Annotated in this window: 19 protein-coding genes; 5 read left to right on the top strand and 14 right to left on the bottom strand. The window is 51.6% G+C overall.

Annotation, left to right across the window (positions count from 1 at the left end; translation table 11 throughout):
• Window positions 1-7: 7 nt before the first annotated feature.
• From CFLAV_RS07420 to CFLAV_RS07385, 8 genes are all read right to left on the bottom strand, one after another.
• Entirely contained in the window at window positions 8-1,648 is a 1,641-nt protein-coding gene (locus tag CFLAV_RS07420; RefSeq protein WP_050785653.1) for a GH3 auxin-responsive promoter family protein, read from the bottom strand.
• Window positions 1,636-2,361 (bottom strand): hypothetical protein, encoded by a 726-nt coding sequence (locus CFLAV_RS07415; protein WP_040547494.1) that lies wholly within the window; start codon window positions 2,359-2,361, stop codon window positions 1,636-1,638. The genes CFLAV_RS07420 and CFLAV_RS07415 overlap by 13 nt, the downstream gene beginning before the upstream one ends.
• A gap of 5 nt (window positions 2,362-2,366) precedes the next feature.
• Entirely contained in the window at window positions 2,367-3,548 is a 1,182-nt protein-coding gene (locus tag CFLAV_RS07410) for a hypothetical protein (protein WP_007414043.1), read from the bottom strand.
• On the bottom strand, window positions 3,518-4,873 hold the full coding sequence (locus CFLAV_RS07405; protein ID WP_007414042.1) for a B12-binding domain-containing radical SAM protein: 1,356 nt from the start codon (window positions 4,871-4,873) through the stop codon (window positions 3,518-3,520). The genes CFLAV_RS07410 and CFLAV_RS07405 overlap by 31 nt, the downstream gene beginning before the upstream one ends.
• Window positions 4,874-4,886: 13 nt before the next feature.
• Complete coding sequence (locus CFLAV_RS07400; protein WP_007414041.1) at window positions 4,887-6,290, bottom strand: B12-binding domain-containing radical SAM protein; 1,404 nt, start codon at window positions 6,288-6,290, stop codon at window positions 4,887-4,889.
• Between the two features lie 149 nt (window positions 6,291-6,439).
• Window positions 6,440-7,477 (bottom strand): hypothetical protein, encoded by a 1,038-nt coding sequence (locus CFLAV_RS07395; RefSeq protein ID WP_007414040.1) that lies wholly within the window; start codon window positions 7,475-7,477, stop codon window positions 6,440-6,442.
• 14 nt (window positions 7,478-7,491) lie between these two features.
• Window positions 7,492-8,097 carry a YybH family protein gene (locus tag CFLAV_RS07390; RefSeq protein ID WP_007414039.1) on the bottom strand — a complete coding sequence of 202 codons (606 nt, stop codon included), beginning with the start codon at window positions 8,095-8,097 and terminating at the stop codon, window positions 7,492-7,494.
• 14 nt (window positions 8,098-8,111) lie between these two features.
• Window positions 8,112-9,227, bottom strand: coding sequence for a Rieske 2Fe-2S domain-containing protein (locus CFLAV_RS07385; protein ID WP_007414038.1), 1,116 nt, complete (start codon window positions 9,225-9,227; stop codon window positions 8,112-8,114).
• A 142-nt stretch (window positions 9,228-9,369) separates the two neighbouring features.
• Here CFLAV_RS07385 and CFLAV_RS07380 point away from each other — a divergent pair, with 142 nt between their 5' ends.
• Both CFLAV_RS07380 and CFLAV_RS07375 read left to right on the top strand, forming a co-directional pair.
• Window positions 9,370-10,350, top strand: a complete 981-nt coding sequence (locus CFLAV_RS07380) for a fatty acid desaturase (RefSeq protein WP_007414037.1) — start codon at window positions 9,370-9,372, stop codon at window positions 10,348-10,350.
• Window positions 10,347-11,021 carry a phosphatase PAP2 family protein gene (locus CFLAV_RS07375; RefSeq protein ID WP_007414036.1) on the top strand — a complete coding sequence of 225 codons (675 nt, stop codon included), beginning with the start codon at window positions 10,347-10,349 and terminating at the stop codon, window positions 11,019-11,021. Before CFLAV_RS07380 ends, CFLAV_RS07375 begins: the two co-directional genes overlap by 4 nt.
• Window positions 11,022-11,229: 208 nt before the next feature.
• Here the strand turns inward: CFLAV_RS07375 and CFLAV_RS36850 are convergent, their stop codons facing one another.
• From CFLAV_RS36850 to CFLAV_RS07360, 4 genes are all read right to left on the bottom strand, one after another.
• Complete coding sequence (locus CFLAV_RS36850) at window positions 11,230-11,469, bottom strand: ADP-ribosylglycohydrolase family protein (RefSeq protein WP_007414035.1); 240 nt, start codon at window positions 11,467-11,469, stop codon at window positions 11,230-11,232.
• Window positions 11,470-11,530: 61 nt separating this feature from the next.
• Entirely contained in the window at window positions 11,531-12,154 is a 624-nt protein-coding gene (locus tag CFLAV_RS36435; RefSeq protein WP_272941468.1) for an ADP-ribosylglycohydrolase family protein, read from the bottom strand.
• Window positions 12,144-14,159, bottom strand: coding sequence for an NAD(+) synthase (gene nadE, locus CFLAV_RS07365; protein ID WP_007414032.1), 2,016 nt, complete (start codon window positions 14,157-14,159; stop codon window positions 12,144-12,146). The genes CFLAV_RS36435 and nadE overlap by 11 nt, the downstream gene beginning before the upstream one ends.
• A 37-nt stretch (window positions 14,160-14,196) precedes the next feature.
• Window positions 14,197-15,675, bottom strand: coding sequence for a nicotinate phosphoribosyltransferase (locus tag CFLAV_RS07360; RefSeq protein ID WP_007414031.1), 1,479 nt, complete (start codon window positions 15,673-15,675; stop codon window positions 14,197-14,199).
• 137 nt (window positions 15,676-15,812) lie between these two features.
• Between CFLAV_RS07360 and CFLAV_RS07355 the strand changes: the two genes are divergently transcribed.
• Entirely contained in the window at window positions 15,813-17,078 is a 1,266-nt protein-coding gene (locus CFLAV_RS07355; RefSeq protein ID WP_007414030.1) for a PQQ-binding-like beta-propeller repeat protein, read from the top strand.
• On the opposite strand, the gene CFLAV_RS07350 is transcribed toward CFLAV_RS07355, so the two are convergent.
• Window positions 17,079-18,077, bottom strand: coding sequence for an NAD(P)H-dependent amine dehydrogenase family protein (locus CFLAV_RS07350; RefSeq protein ID WP_007414029.1), 999 nt, complete (start codon window positions 18,075-18,077; stop codon window positions 17,079-17,081).
• Window positions 18,061-18,198 carry a hypothetical protein gene (locus CFLAV_RS36430; RefSeq protein WP_237712374.1) on the bottom strand — a complete coding sequence of 46 codons (138 nt, stop codon included), beginning with the start codon at window positions 18,196-18,198 and terminating at the stop codon, window positions 18,061-18,063. Before CFLAV_RS36430 ends, CFLAV_RS07350 begins: the two co-directional genes overlap by 17 nt.
• Before the next feature lie 27 nt (window positions 18,199-18,225).
• Here CFLAV_RS36430 and CFLAV_RS07345 point away from each other — a divergent pair, with 27 nt between their 5' ends.
• Both CFLAV_RS07345 and ggt read left to right on the top strand, forming a co-directional pair.
• A complete protein-coding gene (locus tag CFLAV_RS07345) occupies window positions 18,226-19,518 on the top strand; it encodes a sodium/glutamate symporter (RefSeq protein ID WP_007414028.1) in 1,293 nt (430 codons plus the stop codon).
• Window positions 19,519-19,551: 33 nt separating this feature from the next.
• Entirely contained in the window at window positions 19,552-21,255 is a 1,704-nt protein-coding gene (ggt, locus tag CFLAV_RS07340; protein ID WP_007414027.1) for a gamma-glutamyltransferase, read from the top strand.
• Window positions 21,256-21,380: the final 125 nt, after the last annotated feature.

Raw genomic sequence — 21,380 nt, 5'->3', positions numbered from 1 at the left:
TCTCACATTATTTTGATGCGTCCACATTGGAGAGAGCCTCGATGTGTGCTCCAGGAAAGACGTTCTGCCAGCCCGATAGAGAACTGAGGATCACGGGTTTAATATCGCCCAGCCGCGCACCGGGCGCTGCCAGTCGCTCGACATAAAGCTCGTATCCGTTTTTGTTAATAATGAATGCACGAAGGGACAGAAGTTGCCCCAAGTCACGGCAGTAAGCATAATGAGGATTTTGGCGCAACAGATGCTCGAGTTTTTCTACCTGGTTGGTTTGGATTACACCTTCCACGTAAATCGTATATCGGCAGCCATGAGCGTCCTCCTCTGGAGCAAGCAGGACAAATCGTGGTAATGTGTGCTCATCAAAGCATTCATGAATAGCCTGTGCGACGAAAGCTTCTGAAAGTTTTTCTCCAAAGCGATCTGAGATATTTCCTGACCGACCGAGGAAACGTAGCGATGGAGTTTTTCCGACGAATCCAGAAACCTGCACGCGATCTCCCAGGCGATAGCGCCAAAGTCCTCCCGCCGTTGTCACGACAACCTCGTAAGTTTCCCCCTCCTTTAAAGTGTCCACGAGAAGGATTCGGCCATCTGCATCGATGAACTCAAAGAAATGAGAGTGGATTGCCAATGGTTGGTACGAGCCGAAAGGTAGCGTGACGAAAGCTTCCGAAGCAATCAAGCCTTTCGGCTGCAACAGCAAGCCTGGGAAACGTTTTCCGAGTTCCTTTGCGGCTAATTCAGATGCTCCGTTGGCCCAGCAACTGATTACACACAGCTTTGGCCAGATTTCCCTGGGGCATAGTGGATTCGTGCGGCGTAAGTCTCGCGCATGTTTGGGAAGGGGATGTGAAAAACAAGCGCGCCGCATTTCTGGTGGCAAAGCCTCGGCGTATTTACAGGTTCCTTGTTCCAGATCGGTGAGTAAAGTTTCCCACTGGCTCGGAAGACCATCCAGTAACAATGAAAGAAATGAAGGGTGCCAAATGGAAATAAGTCGCAACTCGGGGCAACGGAGCAAGGCGAGCAGCGTAATGTAGCGGAAGGCTTCAATTGAATCGGCATGCTGCACCCACGAGCCGACAGCCATCACGGCATCCACCAGTTTCTTCCTAATTCCGCCAAGATAGGCGGTATCGGCTTCAAAACCGATCGGAACAACAGAAGTTTCAGCCTGTTTGGGACGGATCGCAGGTGTTATGGACCAGTAAGCGGGGCCGCCGAGCAGTCCTGGAGCCTGGGATTGCAGGTCGATGAGCCAGGGGCCGATCGCCGCATTAAATTCGCGTTGTAATCCTTTCGTGAATGGAATGAGCTTCCGCGCACCCGTGGTTCCGCTGGTGGGTACAAGGTGAGTAACTGGTTCGTTCGTCAGTACGCATTGTTCGCCCTGGCGGATGCGGTCAATCCACGGAAGCAGCGCATCATAGTCCGTGAGCGGCACCTTCTCCGCAAAGTCGGTATAACTCTGTATATCCTGGAAACCATGAGCTTTGCCGAAAGCTGTGTGCATACTTCGGCGCAGATAAAAATTTAAACGTTTTTGCTGCACTGCTCCCGGATGGTAGAGCGCCTCGCGAAACCGCCAATATGACGGAATATTGGTAACGCTCCAGATTGAATTTGCTATTGTGGCTATGGGATGCACAAAAGTTTCGAATCAACCATGCGGTGCCCTGCTGCGGTTAGATTTGCTGAAGCAAGTTCAGTCAGGCACACCAATTCATCTCCACGCCCGTAGCCGGTATTGCGATGCGAGAAGAATACGACATGTGGATCTGTCATTCTGGCTTTGGGTATTTGATTCATTTCGCCCCGCAGTTGTTGCGGATGGGCAAACCGAACGATGCCCAGTTGAGAATCATATTGTGTGCCAAACCGTTCGCGGGCGAGGTGGTCAAGGAGGGCTTTTGGATTTCTCGGCGTCGGATAATCAAAACGTGGGTAAAATTCCCGCCAGAACACTGGAAGAAATCGGTAGGTGCGAAAGCCGGAAGTGAGGAGTAACCAGTAATAACGTCCTCGCGGAAACACTTTTCGAAGTTGATTTATTGATGCGATCCAGATGCGGGGCAGGGCCATGCTTCCCCAAGCTTCGGGGGCTACAATCGTATCCCCTGAATAAACCACACTGAGCGGTTCCTGCTCAAACGTGGTCTCATACACCAGCAAGGTCGAGAAACCGACGAGACGGGGACCGCGCATAAGCAAGATGACCCAGTTTTTTTCCGCGAGATCAAACGCGAATTGTTCAGGAGATACTCCTTCGAAATACGAAGCTAGCAAATCGTACATTCCCTGCGTTTGAACTCGTGTTAGAGCTGCTCGCGAGACAACTTCATGCGCTATTTCAGATTTCATGGCCTTCATAGCAATGCCACCTCCGGGCTGAGTCGGCCATCAATGGGAGAAGGCTCTGCCCTGTCAGTTCCGGGCCAGCGCACAGTGTAAAGGCGGCTCTTGTATTGATGATGAGGAAAGTTGGAAAGGACAGTTTGCAATCTTGGATCGCCCGCTGCGAAGCCGAGAGTCAAAAACTCGATTTGTTTGCTCGCAGCCTTTAGAAAAAGCTCCTTGATTAAAGCGACTAAAATGGCTGGTTGGTCTTCAGCAACCATCAGATGACAAACCGGGGCGTGCGCCAAAGTTAAACCGACTGAAGGCATCCCTGGACGACCAGCCATAAATGCCGCTGCGTTTATCCAAGGCCTGATGAAAGCAAGTCTCCGACTATAACCACGAACCACGGTCTGTTTAAACGAGCGCTGGTCCCAAACCGCTGCACAGGCAATCATTCGTTGATTTTCCCGGACAATGCAAAAGTCCTTCAACCCAAGTCCCAAATGTTTTAACGCGGCGATATTGTCGGGAGTCCAGCAGGGGGAAAGTTGATAATCGTGAGCCTGAGAGTTCAGGCCTGCGCAAAGTTCAGCTACATCCTGTTCTTGTCCCGGGCTGATCTGCCAGCCATTCCCTCCGGTGAAGAATTGCGATTTGGCGTTCGCTTTGCTTTGACCTTTTACACCGCGGGGAACTGGAATTAAGAGTGTTGCAAAGCCGCATAGAAACTTATAGACCGGCATGCCGGGCAGACCGCGCTCGAGAAATTGAATGGCCCGTTCATTTCCCTCCGCAATGCTGGTGAAGTAGCAGTCGGCTTGTTCGGATTTTTGAAGTTCAGAAAAGAAGCGGTAGCCGCGCCGTAACACATCAAAACGACCGGCAGATTTGGCGTTAAGGCGCAATCCCGTGAGATAACCAACACGTTGCGGTTTTCCATTTACAAAGCGGGAACGGATTGAGCAACTGCCCACGCACACCAGTCGATTTCCCTCGCGAGCGATAACGGTCGTTTTCTGCTCGCCAAGATACGGAATGTCTTCGAAAAAATCCGGTTCGCGTTCAAGCGAGAGTTGCACCTCGCCATTCATCGCGGTCTCACGCAATAATTGGCGGATTTCTGCGTCATCACTTTTAGCAGCCAGAAAAAATGTGACGCCTTGAGTGATTTTGGGCTTTACTGCGCCAGCAATAATTGTCCCTGCCATGATTCGTCTCCCAATGGATAATGGTCGCGCAGGCTGACATCGTTCCGATGCAGTCCGTTGATGAGATAAAAGTTTCGCCACATAAACCAGTTATCCCTGTTCACCTGGTCGCAGCTGCGTTTGAGAATGCTGGGCCATGAATAGAATTTGCGCCGGGCGGCAAGACAGTTTTTTTGCAATGCTTCCGGAGTCATGCCGATTGGGCGAAACGGTATTTTGTTATAGCTGTAATTGTCATCGAGCCACCATGCCTCATAAAGCAAACGATCTTCTGCCTGCAGGCGCTGATATAGCGGTGTGCCGGGAAATGGCGTGAGATGATTAAACGCGGCGATATAGAGTGCGTGTCTTTGGGCAAATTCAACTGTTTCTCCAAAACTCTCCGGAGTGTCACCGTCGTAACCGAAGACAAACGTGCCGTAAACCCGAACACGGTGACGGCGCAAATTCGCCAATGCCTGCTCAAAGCCACCTCGCATCGTGTTGAAACTCTTGTTCATTTTGCGCAGGTTCGCAGGGTTTAGGCTTTCGAAACCTATCAGTACACCCTGGCAACCGCTACGCACAAGCAACTCCAGAAACTCATCGTCATGCGCCGCATTGATACTCGACTGGCTGACCCAACGGATGTTCAGTGGGATAAGTGCGCGAAAGAACTCCTTGGCTTCGGCCAGGTTGGAAGTGATGTTATCGTCCACGAAAAAGAACAGCTTCTTTTCGTTCTTTAACGTCCTGATTTCCTCGAGGATTTCATCGATGGGACGGCGAGTTTGGTTGGAGTTAAATACGGTTTGTACGGCGCAAAATTCGCATTTGAAATGACAACCTCGTCCAGCTTCCACCAGTCCAATGGGTAAATACCGTTTTCCCCGGAATATGGCTCTGTTTGGCCGCAAACCGGATAGCGAAGGGCGGCCGGTTTGCTGATAGAGCTTTTGCAAACAGCCGTGTCGCGCATCATCAATGACCTGCGGCCATATCCGTTCTGCCTCCCCGCAGACAACAGACTCAGCGTAACGTGTCACCTCCTCCGGACAGAGACTGGCGTGAAATCCACCCATGACAACTGGCACCTTGCGCCTCCGATATTCCGTCGCGATTTGATACGCCCGTTTTGCTGTATACGTTTCCACGCTGAGAGCTACAAGGTCGGTGGGCTCATCGTAAGGAATCGACTCCATACGATCATCGTAGAAACGTATTTCAACATCCTTCGGCGTTAATCCAGCGAGCGTAGCCGCTGGCAATGGCTCCATTTGCCAGGTGCGAATGTAACTCTGTCCCGGACGTCTGCCGATGCATGGATGAACAATCGTTAAGCGCATTAGGGATGGCGGCTCATGGCCTATCGGGGGTGGCTATAAGGGAACCAGTCGGGGAAGCCACCTTGGTGATTGGCGCATCCGTCTGACCAATAATCCAGTCGCAGTTGTAAAAGCGACTAAGATTGTGCGCGTAGAAGCGATAGCCGAGGTTGGTGCCTAACTTTACCGGCCATGGAGCCGGTGAGTGGCGAATGCGTCGGACGATTGAGCGAGCGCTATAAGTATGCTTCCAGGCTGCTTCAGTTCCTTTTTGCAGCTCCTCTGCGCCCATACGCAATGGCCGAAAGACAACGTGCTGACCATCGTACAACTCCCAATTTTTGGTGACTATACGCCCTTCGGCCAACAACCTTTTGTAAAGACTGGTATTGGGAAATGGAGTGACTATGGCAAAGCGGGGAAGGTCAATGCGGGCTTGAACGGCAAATTCGGCGGTTTTCAGAAAAACATCCGGTTCATCATGATCCAGTCCAAAAACAAAGCATCCTTGCAGCGCTATGCCGTGCTGATGGAGCGATTCGACGAGGTTAAAGAATTTGTCAGGCGAGTTAAATCCTTTGCGGCTTTGACGCAGGTTGGCCGTGGAAATGGACTCGAGGCCCATCAATAATCCCTTGCAACCACTGCGGGCAGCCAATTCTAGAAGTTCCGGATCCTCTGCGAGCAATACGGTGGCTAAACCGTACCATTGTAAACGCAGGGGAATCAGTGCTGCGAACAACTCCAGCGCATAGCCGCGATCGGCGATGAGGTTTAGATCCACGAAAATGAGTTTGCGCGCGCCGTGCTGGCGAATGTCGGCGATGATATCCGCGACAGGCTTTTGGTATGGTTTACGCCCCCAGGCTGACGGGACAACGCAGAAGTCACAGCTGTGCACACAGCCGCGAGTCGCTTCAAAGACATTGTTGGTTAGGTAGCGCTGGCTGGGTAACAGGTCCCGACGCGGAAATGGGCGGTCAGCCAGATTAAGTTGCGGTGCCTGATCGTAGCGGGGAGCCAGACAACCCGCGGCAAAGTCGCGCAGCAACTGCGGCCAGGTATCTTCCGCGTAACCTATCACGATGGCATCGGCGTGAGGCTGAGCATCTTCGGGAATCAGGGTGACATGCGGTCCGCCCATGACCACGATTATGCTCCTTTGCCGAAAATGGTCGGCGAGTTCGTATGCGCGTTTCGCTGTGCCTGTAATCACTGTCAGGCCCACGAGATCGACGTCAAGGTCAAGCGGCAAATCAGAAATGCCTTCGTCGAAAAGTGTAACCTCCATGTTTAGCTCTGCGGGAATCAATGCCGCCAAGGTTGTCAGGGTGAGAGGCTGATAGCGAAGCGATTTTTTAAAAATGCCTCCACGATGCCGATAGAGTGGTCCCTTTGGTGAGACCAGGGCTATTCTGAGTTTTCGTTGGGCCTGCATGGCTTCTTGTTACGAAAGGAAGTTACAAGCTTTGCTTTCGACGCATCAAGAGGAATACGGCGGAAGGGCATTCGATTATTTTGATGGAGCACGAAATTATTTCGATGTTCAGATCATCGGCAGCATCGCTCATCCTGACTACGAGTCTGTTATGGAGAATTCACCATTTCAGGATTCGAGGTTAAAGAGCCTGCTGTTCCATTCCCCGGCTGTGGTGTGAACAAATCGAGTTTGTCACCCAAATGCTGTAGGATCGTCGAAATCAAATTGCGGGTGTTATGCTCTGGTTGCAGATAGTGGTCTGCTCCCCAAACGGGATAGATTACCCCCGGCCATGAAAGAGTATCTGCCAACAGCACCGTGCTGTCGTTTGGTCCAAGAGCTGAAATGGAATGGTGGCATCGTCGGGCATAGGCATGGCTCAGATGACGACGTAATGGGAAGCCAATGATGCTAATCATTCTCATTCCGACGGGCGGGATGAGCTGGAAATCCAAAGGGCTGCCCACTTGATGGCGAAGGTCGTGGATAAATTGAAAATCGCGCTTACGCCGCCAGTATAGGAAGCGGAAGACCAGCTTCCACATTGGGCGTGCGAGAAGCCAATCTGCTGCGGGAGAGCCATTCAACGTCCCGCAAACATTCACCCACGCGATAACCCTGCTAAAAGCTTCAGCTGCATTTGGACGGCGAAGAGCCGCCTTTACGTCCGCGCCGCCCTTGCTCAGCGAAATGAGAATGATTTTTTCGTCCGCCTGTTCACGGAGCCAACGTAATAAGATATCAGCATTTTCGTTAAGTGTTCCGACGCTTAAAAGAGGAATTCGTTTAAACTGCAAACCGAGGGTCTCAGCTCCCTCCATTAACCAGCGTCCATCGCCGCCCGTTTCGGGACGCTCGACGTAGAAAGCTCCGGGGACAACTGCGAGGGTTGCATGACCTTTTTTGGAAGCATTGATTGGCTCTTGGCGTAGAGCATTGATTTGCGCGACGAACTCTCGATGCTGAGGCGAATGTGCGATGTGCTTGTAAAGCAATGCAGTGGCGAAATCGATACCTTGGATCTCGGAAATTTGCCGCAGGTTCCTGGTCGTAATTTCGGCATGATCACTCTTTTGGAGCCATTGTTCGGCGTGAAGAAGAATGGTTTCTTCACTTTCCTCAGCCGCTTTTCCTGCCAAAAACATTGGTCGTTTGTTTGTTAAGTGGACTTTCGTTTGCGCCCCACCAGCCATCCCACCAACACGCCTATCACCAAGCAGATGCCGCCACTTAAATAAATTGACTTCCTCGCCATGTTCAGGACGGGATTGTCGAAAAGATTTGTTGAAGCATGCAGGCTTGCAACCAGCCAACGTCCGTTCTCCCTGATGAGTGTCGCCGTCCAGCGGCCTTTCAAGTCCATGGCCATGCCGCTGGTTAATTTGTAGTGCTCATCAGAGCTGCCGAAGCAAATTCCGGTGTTGGTGCCATAAAGCCGGGTCAGTTCGTCGACCTTCACGTTGCATTTGAAACTTTCGACAATTTTATTTGGACCCGTCATGACCCTCTCATAATACGCCCTTACGCCGGCATGCCCCCGGCTTACCTCGGCGTTTTGCCAGGTGATAACCACATTGGTATGTAAGTAGGTGAGGACGCCATCCAGATCCCCTTTGTTTATGGCTGCAAGCAAGCCATCACGGAGCAGGCGTAACTCAGCGTGCGCTGGATCTTCCCGACCGACAGAAAGGTTGGGCTGAGACCGGAGATTTGGGATTCCAAGGCAAGTGAGGGCTAATATCAGAAAAAAAAGAATTCTCTTCATAATGGTTTGCGTTCTCAGGTTAAGGGGATCTTGCTGCGGTGAACAAATGATTCATCAAGCGCCGGGATGTCTGCTTTTGCTGGCGTCAAGCTCTTCGATGGTGTGTGCCTATTTTGCGGCAATGATGCCAGCCATTGGAAGCACTGAAGCATATCCTCATCGCTTGAAATGAGATTTGCCGGGCGATATTGGGTGTGCATTACCTGTTTGGCTTCTCCGGTTAAATGGGCATGCGTAAAGAGTCTGCGCAAGCGAAGGCTCAATGGGTCGAGCAGGTTGCGGCTGAGAGGATTCCTGCCGCGCGAGGCGTAGGTAATTACTTCAATTTGCGATGTGCCATTCTCGAGGGGTTGGCCAATGGCAATGAAGCGACTGTGCGCACGTTCGAACAGGGCGGATACACAAATAAATGTTCCTCCCCAGTTCTCGATGGTGATGTCCACTGTGGCTCCAGCGAACTGACGTAGTAAGCGATCGAATATGCTTTGGCCGATTACTTCTGCGCGATAACGATTGCGACGGAGCAATGGACTGGGAGTATCCACGACGGGGCGCGACAATAATCTGCGCTCATGGACTGCTTCATAATGTTGGGTATCGAAACCCTGAGCCGCGGTCATATACCATGTGCAGTGTGCGACAAAACGAAATGGGTTGGCGGCGGTATAATCTGCTGGTTCGCAGTTTGCAAAAAAGGGCAGGGGGAATAAAGCTTCCGGGCCATTGAAGAAAAATATGTATCCGTGACGCCGGACTACAGGATAGGTTTTTTGTCGCGCGAAAGCTGGAATTTCAACCTGGCTGGGAATATGGCTGCAACGGCCATCCAACTCGTATCGCCAGTTGTGAAATGGACACTGGATCGTTTCACCGAGGACTTTCCCGCAACCGAGATCGGCTCCCAAATGAGAACAGTGTGCATCGATGACCGCCACCTTTCGGCTGTCGGTCTGGAAGGCAGTCAGCCGCCTGCCAAGGATGGACCTTGAAACTGGTCCACTGGCCAATTCGCGTTCATGGCAAAATAGATACCAGGATGCGGGATAAATGGGAAAGCAAGTGCTCAGCGGAGCTTTGTTTGCAACCGACTGTGGTTGATTCAATCCTTGCTCGATTGTGCTATTTACCATGACTAAAATCCTCTCCTTCGAAGAGGCATATGAACAACGCTCGTGGCTTCAAACCTTAGATACCATGGCGCGATTGACAAGGCTTATCTTCGGAGATTCAGTAAGCCCTTGCATTCGTCTGCTTGCCAATTAAACTTTCCGCATGCTCTCAGAGGAAATTCCATACGGCACCAGACATGAGCTTAAAGCTTTTTCCACACCGCCGGATATGCCGATTCCTGATCGTTTGAATCTGATCCTGATCCTGAGCATCTGGGCTGGCGCACTGGCATTGTTGTGGCTGGGTTCGTTGGTAAAGCCATGGTATGCTGTGATACTCGTGGGCATCGCTTTTTCCTACTTAATGCTGACCAACTACGCTCTTCTGCATGAAGCGAGCCACGAGAATCTTCAATTAAGTCCACGCCGCAACTATTGGCTGGGAGTCATGGCGGGGGTTTTGTTTCCCATGCCCTTTAGCGTGATGCGCAGCACGCATCAAGGGCATCACGTGCACAATCGCACCGATGTTGAAATGTTCGACCTTTATTATCCAGGTGAAAATAGATTGGTGCAGACTGTGCGCTGGTATGGGATTCTTTGTGGTCTGTTCTGGCCCCTCGTGCCTGTCGGAGCGGTTCTCTTTTCGATTTCGCCACGTGTGATCAGAGACAAATATTTGGCGAGATTTAAACCTGCAGGTTATCTCATGAATGGCATCCAGCACTCAGGTATTTGGTCTGTCCGCATGGAAATGCTTCTGATCATTCTTTTTTTCTTCACGCTGCATTGGTTGCTGAAATTGCATTGGCTCCATACCCTGGTGCTCTACGGTTGCTTTTCTGTTAATTGGTCCACCAGGCAATATGTTGGCCATGCCTTTAGCAAACGAGATATTATGGAGGGAGCGTGGAATTTGCGGCACACCCGACTGATGAGTTTGATATTATTGAACGGCGAATGGGATAAGAATCATCATCGGCGTCCGGACGTATCCTGGTATTATCTCCCGCGTCTATCCTCGCCGGCTGAGGTGAGGCCCGGTTACTTAAAGCAATACCTGCGCCAATGGTTGGGGCCGAGGCCTAATACCGAACCAGCTCCTGTTGTTTCATCTCCCGAACCCCTTCTGGCAGGTAAATGACTCATAGTTCCGAGCCTTTCTTCAAGTGGCCCGGGTGGCCTCATCTGCGCTTCGCTTGGTTGCTCTCTGGAATCACGTTGCTTTGGTTTGTAATCGTGTATGGTGGTTCAGACGCATTGACGGCACATCGTACTTTGCGGATTCGGGTGCATCTGGATGCCGAGTTGGCCATTCCTTTCGTCCCGGAGATGGTTGTGATCTACATGTCGATCTACCTGCTTTTCCTGGCAGTTCCCTTCATCCTACGGCGATGTGAAGAAATTCTGGCACTTGCCATGACACTTAATCTGGTTGTGCTCGTGGGTGGCATCGGATTCCTCCTGTTTCCAGCTGAACTGGCTTATGCCGTGCCTAAAAACATTGGATACCTTCCTGGAATGTTTCGATTAGCCGACGCCCTGAATCTTACCTATAATCTCATGCCTTCCTTGCATGTTGCGCTCAGCGTGGTATGCATTGGCGCATTTGCGCTGCGAATTGCAGGCATCGGTAAAGTCCTTTTATGGTCTTGGGCAATCGCCATTGCGGCTTCAACCCTTCTTACTCATCAACATCATCTGCTGGATGTTTTGACTGGTTTTGGACTAGGTGTGGCGGGGCTTAGGCTGGTCTACTTAAAGAGGGCGAACTTCTCCAAAGATCAAAACAGCACTACCTTCTTCACCATGTGAAATCTATAACCCGTCTGTGATAGGAGACCAGTCACAGCAACTTATGTTAGGGCTGCACCAGTTTGCGATTGCGCCGCCCACATTGAACTGAACGCGAGAATGAGCATCAAAAGCTTAACCGCCAAAGACCCTCGCCTGTTATGTCAACTCGAGCGGAATCGGCGGAGTTAAAGGTAAATGGCTGGCAGCGGCCTTCAGGAGTTATATCTCACAAGAATAACGGTTCGCGTGCATCGCGCCATTCCGCAGGAATGCTCGTCGCATCTGTGCTCAAATTGACTATTCCGCCGACAATCGCGCAGGTCGTATCGCGATCGCCGTACCCGGCAACTGTCGTCCAAAGAGCTTCCTGATAGTCATGCAAATACCGCGCTGCACACCAAAGGGTGAATGGAACGGTGTCTGACGAGATTACTTGAGAGCCATTGCCCAGCGTAACCGCGGCCATTTGAACTGAACATTCAACTGGAAGCCGCAATGCTTTGTACAAACCGCGGCGTGTCTCTCCATCAGGGGGTGTGATCAGCAACATACTCGATGAGTTCACGGTTGCCGATGTTTGGTTTGTCTCTGTGTGTAAAGGCCCATGCGGCAGCAACCGCAATGGCAATTGCTCCAGCCTGGCCTTCGGCATGAGCATGCGTGACCTCGGCTGAAAGCCGTGCGTGCTCGATGGCTTTGGAAATATCATCCGCAAAATAAGCTCCAATAGGCGCCGCCCGCATCGCCCCGCCGTTGCCCATCGAGCCCATTCCATCGAATACCTCTCGTGATGCAAGTTGCCATGAAACTCCGTTGCTGATCCGCTGGAGAATTGAATGCGCGGTGCCACCGTATCCACGGCGTGGGTCCTTCACATACTCGGAAACGAACATCCCAGCCAAGGCGTCCTGATTGATACCACCATATTGTTGAAGGTTTCGCACGATGGAGATTGCCATCACGGTATCATCGGTAAAGAACCATGGAGCAGGGGGAGCGTGGCGTCCTTCCAATCGACCTTCAACGAGTAACCGATCACAAAAAAAGCACTGTCCAAAAGCATCGCCGGCCGATAATCCCTCAAGGGAAAGTAATGCCCGATCCAATTGCTGTGGATGATCAGGGGGCAATACGCTTGTTTCATTTTCCATATTCATTTGATTTCTCCCTAGTAACGTAATCTCTCAATTCCAGCAGTTCAGTTGCGAATCCTCCTGACAGGATGGGAAATCTGCACCAGGTTTTCGGATCCAGATTTTCGTCATCCAAATGGAAACTGGGAGCATAACGCTCACGTTTCCACTGGTTACGGCTCCACAATCGAAAAAAACGATCCACCCAGATGAACATTTGATCTCCGGTATATTGAGGAAATTGGACTCTCATCAGCCGATAGATTTCCAAGGGTGATTGTTTGTCCCGAATACCGGCTCGCTCGATCGCATCCAGAACCGGGTAGGGCATCAAATCTGCCTCATCTGTCTGGCTGCTTTCTTGCGGGCGCAATTCCGCGGTTGGAGTCTGGCAATTGACGGCTGCCAGCGCCGGAATTGCCCCAAAACCAATTGGTCCCTCCCGCTCCAGCCACCTGAGCCATCCTTGCAGAAAAGCTTTGTCTATCCCGGCAATCGGGCTGAGCCCGCCGCTGGTGTCACCATCCATTGTGGCATAACCGACGGCAGCTTCCGAACGATTGCTCGTGGAAAGCAACAATGCATTCTGCACGTTCACCAGGAGCCAAACTCCTGGTGAACGCACGCGAGCCTGGACATTCTGTAAAGCAATGTCGTCCTCGGCCCAGTTAAGTTCCCGCCCAAGCGCCTTGCTTGCAATTGCGACGTAGGCCTCACGAAGGTGTTCGACGTCAAACTCCAGAAACTGTGCTCCCAGCGCTTTAGCAACCTTTTTCGCTGCCTCGCGAGTGGTCTCAGAACTGTTGGCGGTTGATTGATAGACACAAGTAAGCAGTCGCTTGATGAGTTCGCGCGGTGTCCTGCGATCAGCAATATTTGGAATATAATCCAACTTACGAACGAAGGTCTCCAATCCAAGTTCCCCAATGCCTAAATGAACCATGATTGCCACCAGACATGAAACCGTTGCGGAATCTACACCACCACTGAGCGACACGACAAAGCCCTGTGAACGGCTTTTCCGCAAATAGTCGAAAAGCGCCAGAGCCTCCGCCCGGGTAAACTCCTCCGCCTTCAATTGCAGGCTGTTCTCCCAAGTCGCCAAATTGATCTCAGTTGGTTGAGGATCCAACGGTGGATAAACAAAGGGAGCACGAATGCTTCCTCGTTCCGCTTCTTCGAGTTGAGGCTTCAAACTGGCCAGACGCGCCTGCGCCATTCTGGTGATGTCCACATCTATCAGAGCGGTCGTAATCTGGAAATCAGCGAAACTAAATCGGTTCCCCTCAGCCAAAAGTTTTCCTGCCGATGCAATCAAGGCTCCTCCATCATAGATGGCCCTGCCAGCCTCGTTCCCGAGCAGGTTGGCATATATATAAGTGACTCCAAAGGCTCTTGAGCCTTCGAGCACAAATCGCTTTCGGATTTCGATTTTTCCGAAAGCAAAATGACTTGCGCTCGGATTCAGAATCATGTCGACACCGTGCAAGGCGAGAGCTGCGCCCGGTCGATTGGCCGCCCAGGCATCTTCACATATTTCAAAACCGATTTTCAACCCGCCGCAATCGAAGTAAAGATCGCCAATCGGGAAGGTTTCGCCAGTTTCAGTCGTAAGCGTGTTGCGCACCCCTGATGGCCAGGGCTTAAACCAGCGTGGTTCATAGTGAATTCCGTCTCCGGCGAGAAATTTTTTGGCGACAAACCCGAGGATTTTCCCATTGGAAATCAAACAGGCACAATTGAAAAGGTTGTTTTGATGAAAGATTGGCAGACCCAGTGATACGATCATTCCCCGGGTGGAAACGAGAATTTCCTGGAGCATGCGCCAGGCCATCCGCTGAGTGTTCGCGGATTGGAAGGCATCTTCACAGCCGTAACCTGTGACGCACAATTCAGGCAGGCAGAGTACGCTGACGTGTTGCGCCCGCGCGGTGTCGATGGCTGCCAGAATGTTTTGCTTGTTATGGGGCCAGTCCAGGGGAGTCTGATTCAACACCGCTGCAGCTACCTTGATTAGTTTCATGCGATTGTGGAAAGTTTTCTGATACGCGATAAATCATTTATGCCTCTCCACGGGCTTTCAAAATCAATTGTGTCTTTAGTTCATGCAATCCTAATTCCAGGCCGGCCGGGTAGTCATGAGGATTCACGAAGCGTTTAATTCCGGGGTGGAGTGCATTCAATTGAGCTTTGGTTCTTTCCCTGCTGTCATGGATGCCGGGCAAATCTGTAATCAACCGGCCTTTCCTGAAAATCGGTTGCAGCAAGTCTTCCCCAGGCGTCCCGGCGGGGATGTGTTTGCGTCTGATGAAATCGGTTGGGTCCACGATCACCACTTCATCAGGCAACGGCGACTCGCAATCGTAAATAACATCTCCGATGAACCCATCTTCATTATGGAAACGTCGGACCTGGTGAATACCTGGTGTTGAAACCTTCGCCACCTGTTCCGACAGTTTAAGTTTATAATCCCATTCGCCCTCGGCATTTCGCAAAGCCGATAACTTATATACGCCACCAAGTGCCGGTTGGTCGTACGCCGTAACCAGCTTCGTGCCAACGCCCCAAATGTCCACCTTTGAGCCTTGCTCTTTCAAACTGGCTATGATGTGTTCATCCAGGTCATTGCTTGCCAAGATGCGGGCGTTCGGAAAGCCGGCGTCATCCAGCAACTTCCGAGCCTCGATGCTCAGGTAGGCGAGATCGCCTGAATCCAGGCGAATTCCAATCATCTCGTGTCCACGTTGGCGCATTTCCAGGCCAACCTTGATGGCATTTTTTATGCCTTCCAAGCTGTTGTAAGTATCGACCAGAAAGATGCAGTTATTCGGCATCGCTGCGGCGTAGGCCCTGAAGGCAGTAAGCTCATCGTCAAAAGCCATCACCCAGCTATGTGCGTGAGTGCCCTTTACGGGAATATCATAAATCCTGCCTGCCAAAACATTTGACGTCCCTTCACATCCGCCGACGTAGCAGGCGCGGCTGGCAATGAGCGCTCCGGTATTTCCCTGTGCGCGCCGCAAGCCGAACTCGATGACCGGATCACCTTTGGCTGCCAGACAGACCCGCGCTGCCTTGGTGGCGATAAGGGTCTGGAAGTTAATGATGTTGAGAAGCACCGTTTCCAGCAATTGACACTGGAGCAACGGCCCTCTCACCCTGAGCAGCGGTTCGTGTCCAAACACTACCGTGCCTTCCAGAATTGCATCCAGGTCACAGGCCAGCCTGAGGTTTCGCAGATAATCAAAGAAGGCGGTTTCAAACAGAGGTTTGTCATCGTTGCCTCGCATTTCTGCGAGATAGCTGAGGTCACCCTCGGAGAATTTGAAGGCTTTTATAAACTCAGCAGCCTGTGCCAGGCCACAAGCCACACTAAAACCGCCATGAAATGGGTTATTGCGAAAAGAGAGATGAAAAACCGCTTCACGTTCGGCGTTCCCCGTTTTCCAGTAGCTGTAAGCCATCGTGAGTTGGTAAAGATCGGTCAGCAGGACCAGGTTGTTGCCTGCGGCCGATAATGGAACATGTTCAAGTTTCATCTTAGTGTTATTATGACACTAAGAGGCTGTTTTGACAAGTGATTTCACCGGTGATCGGGAATTTGATTGTGCTTACGCGCCCAAAAGGTTGTTAGAAACCTGTTGTGCGAGTTATAAAATTAATTACCCTACAATCCATGAAACCACTGGTGCTTGCTTCAGGTTTGAGCTTGATCGCTGCTGTTTTTGTGCAGGCAGCTGATTGGCCTCAATGGCGCGGTCCGGATAGAAATGGTGTGGTCCCTGCGGGCTCCGTGATTCCGGCCTCCCTGCCAAGTGATCCAAAGGTGGTTTGGAAGATGGACATAGGTGGCGGATTTTCCTCTCCAATTGTTGCCAAAGGGAAGCTGCTTTATCTCGATGCACAAAACGACAAGGAGGTGGCGCACCTGGTTGATGCGAAATCCGGGAAGGAGTTATGGGCAGTTCCCTATGCGGATATGTTTGAAGATGAATGGGGGCCCGGCCCACGCAGCACACCAATCATTGATGATGAGCGCGCTTACGTCCAATCCTGCAACGGCGAATTTCGCTGCCTCAACCTGGCTGACGGAAAAGTGATCTGGGGCACCAGCTTTGAAAAGGATTTCAGTGTAAAATTCGTCGGCAGCAAGGCAGGCGAAGGGACCGCGAGCCGCCGCGGCAACAATGGGTCAGGCGTGATCGACGGCAACCGGGTTTTCGTTCCGGTTGGCAGCACTGCGGGTGCCTCTCTGGTTTGTTTTGATAAGATGAATGGAAAGGTTTTGTGGAAATCGCAAGCGGATGAAGCTGCATATTCATCATTGATGGTGGCCACACTGGCGGGGATTAAACAGGTGGTTTATTTGAGCGCCGAAGCTTTGATGGGATTGAATGTAAGTGATGGCAAACTTCTCTGGCGCGTCCCGCTTCACACGGGGGCAAAACGTCATGCCTGCACACCAGTTATTTTGGGCGATACGGTAACTGTTAATTCACAAACGATTGGCCTGGTTTGCTTCAAAATAGAAAAGGACGGAGACGGGCAAAAGCTCACGGAGCTTTGGGCAAACAAGAATTTAAAGATCAATATTGCCACGCCGGTTCGAGTCGATCATTACCTCTACTGTCAGGGGCAGGGGAAGGATTATGTTTGCGTGGATGCACTCAGTGGCAAGGAAATGTGGAAACAGGAAGGCTTTGGTGACAAATTCTCGGCCACGATCGGAATGGGAAAAAACCTGCTGATCCAGACGGATAAAGGTGAACTGGTAATGATTGCGGCTGATTCGACTCAATACAAGGAACTCGGTCGCGTGCAAGACTGCGGCAAAACCTGGAGTTCTCCGGCATATGCCGGGGGAAAGCTCTACGTCCGCGAGGGATTGAACCGCGCGTGGAAATTGACTTGCTTCGAGCTAATGCCTGAAGCAAAACCGTGATCAGCGCCAGACGGGAACGGGCAGGTCAGTCATCAGCAACAAACCGGCAGGTGCCTTCTGGATGCGGCCAGCAGTGTTGATCAAGGCGGCAACTGTGGCGTGGTCGCCAGCAACACCGCCGTTTACAACCACATCGAGAGGCGGTTCACCTTCGATCTGGATGGCATCGTGAGGGTTTTTGGCGTCCAAGTACATTTTTAAGTCGAGGGTAAGCGCCACTTTGCCATTTACTTTGGCTTCCGCACGTTGATGCAGGCCGCAGCACTGGCCTTTTTTTACCTCGAGAAATTGAGTCTTGATGTCGGCATCCGCCACCATCGCGTCACCGACTTCGGTTAAATCGGTATATTTCCAATTCATGCAATGGGCGATCAAGGCTAATGATTCCTTAAGGCCTGCGTGCCCAGCCTTGCCTTCCTTGAATCGTTGACGAAACTCTTCCGGCGTCCATCCGCTGCCGATCTTCCGTTGCAACGGCTCGCGACGGGTGGAGGCATTCACGACGCGTTGCACATGAATCTCGCGCACGTCGCGGCTTACCCCAGTCATGCAGACTGGAAGAACATCCATGACGAATCCGGGATTCACACCTGTGCCGATGATGCGGGAGTGATTATCCCTGGCGATTTTGTCCAGCCTGGCAGCCAGGTCCGCATTGAGCAATTGAGGATAGAGCAGTTCTTCGCAGGTAGAGACGACGCTGATGCCATGGCGTGCAAGCGGTTCCAATTGATCGTAGGCAGCTTTAAATTTCGAAACAGTGGTGTGGAACACCACGTCTGGCTTATTCCCGGCAATGAGTTCATCCAATGAACGATAAACCAGGCGGCCTTTAAGGTTTTCGATTTTTGTTATCTCACCCAAATCCTTGCCGACCTTGTTGGGATCGATATCGATCCCGCCGACAATTTCAATCCAGGATTTCGAAGCAGCGAGCTTCAAGGATTCGATACCGATGGGTCCCAAGCCATACTGCGCAACTTTAATCTTTTTGCTCATGACGGGCGAGATGTTTACGAGAACGAGGCTGGCAGGCAAGAAGATAAGAAAACTCAAACCACCCTTTGCAAAGTGCCACGGTTTCAGCTAAACACTTGTCCGTCAGACGAATATCAATCATGAACGGTTCCTCCCTCCAACTCGCTGCATGAACAGCATTTCGGCATGGGTTTTGTTGCTGTTTGCCGTTCCGGTGATCCTGGTGGGTGAGTTTCTGTTTCGCCGGGTTAAGTTTCTTTCGCACTTCAATATTCCCATCCCAGTGGTTGGAGGCATGCTGATTGCATTAATGGTGCTGGGCCTCAATGTTTCGGCTAATGCGTCAGGCCATGGGAAAATTCAATTTGCGACGAAAGTGGATGCGCGCTGGTGGACATGGCTGGTGACTCCGGAAACCGAGTGGAGAAAAGCCCCGATGATCGACGTGCAACTGCCCTTCCTGGTTGGGTTTTTTACCTGTATAGGATTGAACGCGAGCTGGCAGTTGGTGCGCCGTGGCGGGGTGCAGGTGATTGTGCTGCTGGTGCTGGCGACAGTGCTGGCCATCCTGCAAAATATTCTAGGAATTACCTTGGCTTATGGTCTGCACGTCCCGCCCTTGATGGGGGTGATTTGTGGCAGCCTGACGCTGACCGGAGGACCAGGCACGGCACTGGGTTTTGCGCCGACACTGGCGGAAGCCGGTGTGGCCGATGCCGCCGTGATCGCCATTGTAGCGGCTACATTCGGGATATTTGTTTCCAGTTTGATCGGAGGGCCCGTCGGCAGTCGTTTGATTCGCTCCAAGAACCTCCAAGTCCGGGCAAGTGGCGGCGAATTGACGATGACAACACCTCCAGTGCCTTCGAGCTTCATAGGCGACCTGCGGACACTTGCGGGCCTGGGCTGGATGTTTTTCGTACACCTGTTGCTTCTGTTCCTTGCCATCAAGACAGGGGCATGGCTGAGCTATTTTATGCGGCAGGCGCATCTGACTTTTCCCGTTTATATGGGAGCAATGATCGTTGGCATGGTCTTGCGTAACGTCATTGATTTCAGCGGATGGAGAATCATTGACCCGCGTGTTATCAGCCGGATGGATTCGGTTTTGCTCGCGTTGTTTATCGCCATGGCGATGATGAGTTTGAATCTTGCAAAGCTGGCTGGCACTGCGCTGCCTATGACTGTGATTCTTTTGGCACAAATTGTGCTAATGATTGTTTTTGCGCGTTACGTGACCTTTCCGATCATGGGCAGAGATTATGACGCTGCCATAATGACTGCAGGCCATATTGGTTTTGGCCTGGGAATCACTCCGAACGCGGTTGCGAACATGAAATCGCTCGTCGAATCGTTCGGTCCGTCACCACAGGCATTTCTGGTTGTGCCCATTGTTGGGGCATTTTTGATTGATTTTACCAATGCCTTAACCATCAATGGATTTATTAATTTGTTTAAGTAGGCCATCTAATGCTAATCGTTCAGTAACTCTGTCATGAAACTAACTCGACCATTAATCGTACTGACCTCCCAGATAATCCCTTTGGTTATTACGTTGCTGACCTGTCGTGTCAGCCTGGCTGCGGCAGCCGCGCACGGGACCAATGGAATGGTGGCAAGCGTGAATCCGATTGCGACGCAGGCAGGAGTGAATGTGCTCAAGAGCGGCGGCAATGCGATTGATGCAGCAGTGGCGGTCGCTTTGACCTTGGGGGTGGTGGACGGCGATAACTCGGGCATTGGTGGGGGATGCTTCATGTTGATTTACCGCACCAATGGGACCATCGTAGCCATTGATGGTCGCGAGATGGCGCCGGCTGCGGCGAGCCGCGACATGTTCATCCGGAACGGAAAAGCGGATACCGAGCTGAGTCAAATGGGTGCTCTAGCCAGCGGCGTACCTGGTGCGTTGGCAGCTTATGATTATGCGGAAACGAAATACGGTCGGAAGAAGCTGAAGGAATTATTGCTGCCAGCTGCCGACATTGCAGAAAGAGGGTTCAAACTGGATGAGCACTACGCCGCCAGACTTAGGGGATCAGCAAAATATTTGGGACGCTTCGAATCCAGTAAAGCGGTGTTTTTCAAACCAGATGGCCAGGTGCTTGGCGAAGGCGATCTGCTAAAACAACCTGACTTGGCCACCAGTTACCGAAGCATAGCCGGGCAGGGGGTGGACTGGTTTTATCATGGAGCTTTCGGAGAAGCCGTTGAAAATTGGATGCAACGCAACGGCGGCATCATGACCGCCAAAGATCTGGCTAATTATCGCATTGTGCTCAGAGATGCGATTCAATCACCTTATCATCAATTCAACGTCGTTTCCTTTCCGCCGCCGAGTTCGGGCGGTGTGCATGTTACCGAAATTCTAAATATCCTGGAACATTTTGATTTGAAATCCATGGATGAAGCCACTCGTCTGCACGTCATTGCCGAAGCGATGAAACTGGCCTTCGCTGATCGCGCTTTCTGGTTGGGTGATCCGGACTTTGTGAAAGTGCCGGTTGGGCTGGTTGATAAAAAGTATGCCGCTGATCTTGCCGGCAAAATCGATCTCAAGCGTGTCACGATGGTGGAGACGCACGGGACGCCAGACGATTGGCAAAACAATTTATTTAAAAAGCATACCACTCATTTTTCGGTGGCTGATGCTGAAGGAAACTGGGTTGCTTGCACAGCGACTGTGAATACGGGGTTTGGGTCAAAAGTGGTGATTCCTGGCACGGGAGTCATCATGAACAATGAGATGGATGATTTTTCCACGCAACCCGGAGCGACAAATTTCTTTGGCCTGGTCGGAGCGAAAGCAAATGCTGTGGCCCCAGGAAAACGGCCACTTTCCAGCATGAGCCCAACGATTGTATTAAAAAACGGAAAACCAATTGTGGCGTTGGGAGCCGCAGGTGGTCCTACCATCATTTCACAGGTGGCGTTGGAGTTGGTATGTATGCTCGATCTTGGCATGCCTCCCGAGGTGGCAATAGCCCAGCCGCGCATTCATCACCAATGGTATCCGGCCCAGCTTTCCGTCGAAAAAAGCCTGCCTCAGAAGGTGCAAAAAGCCCTCGAAGCGATGGGCCATCGTTTGGAGGTAAAGCAAACCATCGGAGTATCACAGATTGTCGCAAGGAACCAGGATGGCGACGGATTCGTGGGGGTGGCTGATCCCCGTGTATCCGGCAAGGCTCAAGGCTGGTAACTTGTCACCTTAACCGGTAGAGGCATGGGGTGCATCCATATATTTGCGGGAATCAGGGCCAGATTCCAAATGCGAACTGATATTTGGAAGATTTAGTGCGGCGTTCTCCTGTGCTGAAAAATTCC

It is taken from the genome of Pedosphaera parvula Ellin514, assembly GCF_000172555.1.
Lineage (GTDB): Bacteria > Verrucomicrobiota > Verrucomicrobiia > Limisphaerales > Pedosphaeraceae > Pedosphaera.
This window is presented reverse-complemented; position numbering and strand designations above follow the sequence as displayed.

What these genes read in the sequence shown, in the direction of transcription:
- CFLAV_RS07405 (WP_007414042.1), bottom strand. Translation starts at nt 4,873, where the DNA reads ATGCGCTTAACGATTGTTCATCCATGCATCGGCAGACGTCCGGGACAG.
- CFLAV_RS07345 (WP_007414028.1), top strand. Translation starts at nt 18,226, where the DNA reads ATGAACAGCATTTCGGCATGGGTTTTGTTGCTGTTTGCCGTTCCGGTG.
- CFLAV_RS07385 (WP_007414038.1), bottom strand. Translation starts at nt 9,227, where the DNA reads ATGGTAAATAGCACAATCGAGCAAGGATTGAATCAACCACAGTCGGTT.
- CFLAV_RS07395 (WP_007414040.1), bottom strand. Translation starts at nt 7,477, where the DNA reads ATGTTTTTGGCAGGAAAAGCGGCTGAGGAAAGTGAAGAAACCATTCTT.
- CFLAV_RS36850 (WP_007414035.1), bottom strand. Translation starts at nt 11,469, where the DNA reads ATGGCCGCGGTTACGCTGGGCAATGGCTCTCAAGTAATCTCGTCAGAC.
- ggt (WP_007414027.1), top strand. Translation starts at nt 19,552, where the DNA reads ATGAAACTAACTCGACCATTAATCGTACTGACCTCCCAGATAATCCCT.
- CFLAV_RS36435 (WP_272941468.1), bottom strand. Translation starts at nt 12,154, where the DNA reads ATGGAAAATGAAACAAGCGTATTGCCCCCTGATCATCCACAGCAATTG.
- CFLAV_RS07375 (WP_007414036.1), top strand. Translation starts at nt 10,347, where the DNA reads ATGACTCATAGTTCCGAGCCTTTCTTCAAGTGGCCCGGGTGGCCTCAT.
- CFLAV_RS07355 (WP_007414030.1), top strand. Translation starts at nt 15,813, where the DNA reads ATGAAACCACTGGTGCTTGCTTCAGGTTTGAGCTTGATCGCTGCTGTT.
- nadE (WP_007414032.1), bottom strand. Translation starts at nt 14,159, where the DNA reads ATGAAACTAATCAAGGTAGCTGCAGCGGTGTTGAATCAGACTCCCCTG.
- CFLAV_RS07410 (WP_007414043.1), bottom strand. Translation starts at nt 3,548, where the DNA reads ATGGCAGGGACAATTATTGCTGGCGCAGTAAAGCCCAAAATCACTCAA.
- CFLAV_RS36430 (WP_237712374.1), bottom strand. Translation starts at nt 18,198, where the DNA reads ATGATTGATATTCGTCTGACGGACAAGTGTTTAGCTGAAACCGTGGCA.
- CFLAV_RS07400 (WP_007414041.1), bottom strand. Translation starts at nt 6,290, where the DNA reads ATGCAGGCCCAACGAAAACTCAGAATAGCCCTGGTCTCACCAAAGGGA.
- CFLAV_RS07390 (WP_007414039.1), bottom strand. Translation starts at nt 8,097, where the DNA reads ATGAAGAGAATTCTTTTTTTTCTGATATTAGCCCTCACTTGCCTTGGA.
- CFLAV_RS07360 (WP_007414031.1), bottom strand. Translation starts at nt 15,675, where the DNA reads ATGAAACTTGAACATGTTCCATTATCGGCCGCAGGCAACAACCTGGTC.
- CFLAV_RS07350 (WP_007414029.1), bottom strand. Translation starts at nt 18,077, where the DNA reads ATGAGCAAAAAGATTAAAGTTGCGCAGTATGGCTTGGGACCCATCGGT.
- CFLAV_RS07380 (WP_007414037.1), top strand. Translation starts at nt 9,370, where the DNA reads ATGCTCTCAGAGGAAATTCCATACGGCACCAGACATGAGCTTAAAGCT.
- CFLAV_RS07415 (WP_040547494.1), bottom strand. Translation starts at nt 2,361, where the DNA reads ATGAAATCTGAAATAGCGCATGAAGTTGTCTCGCGAGCAGCTCTAACA.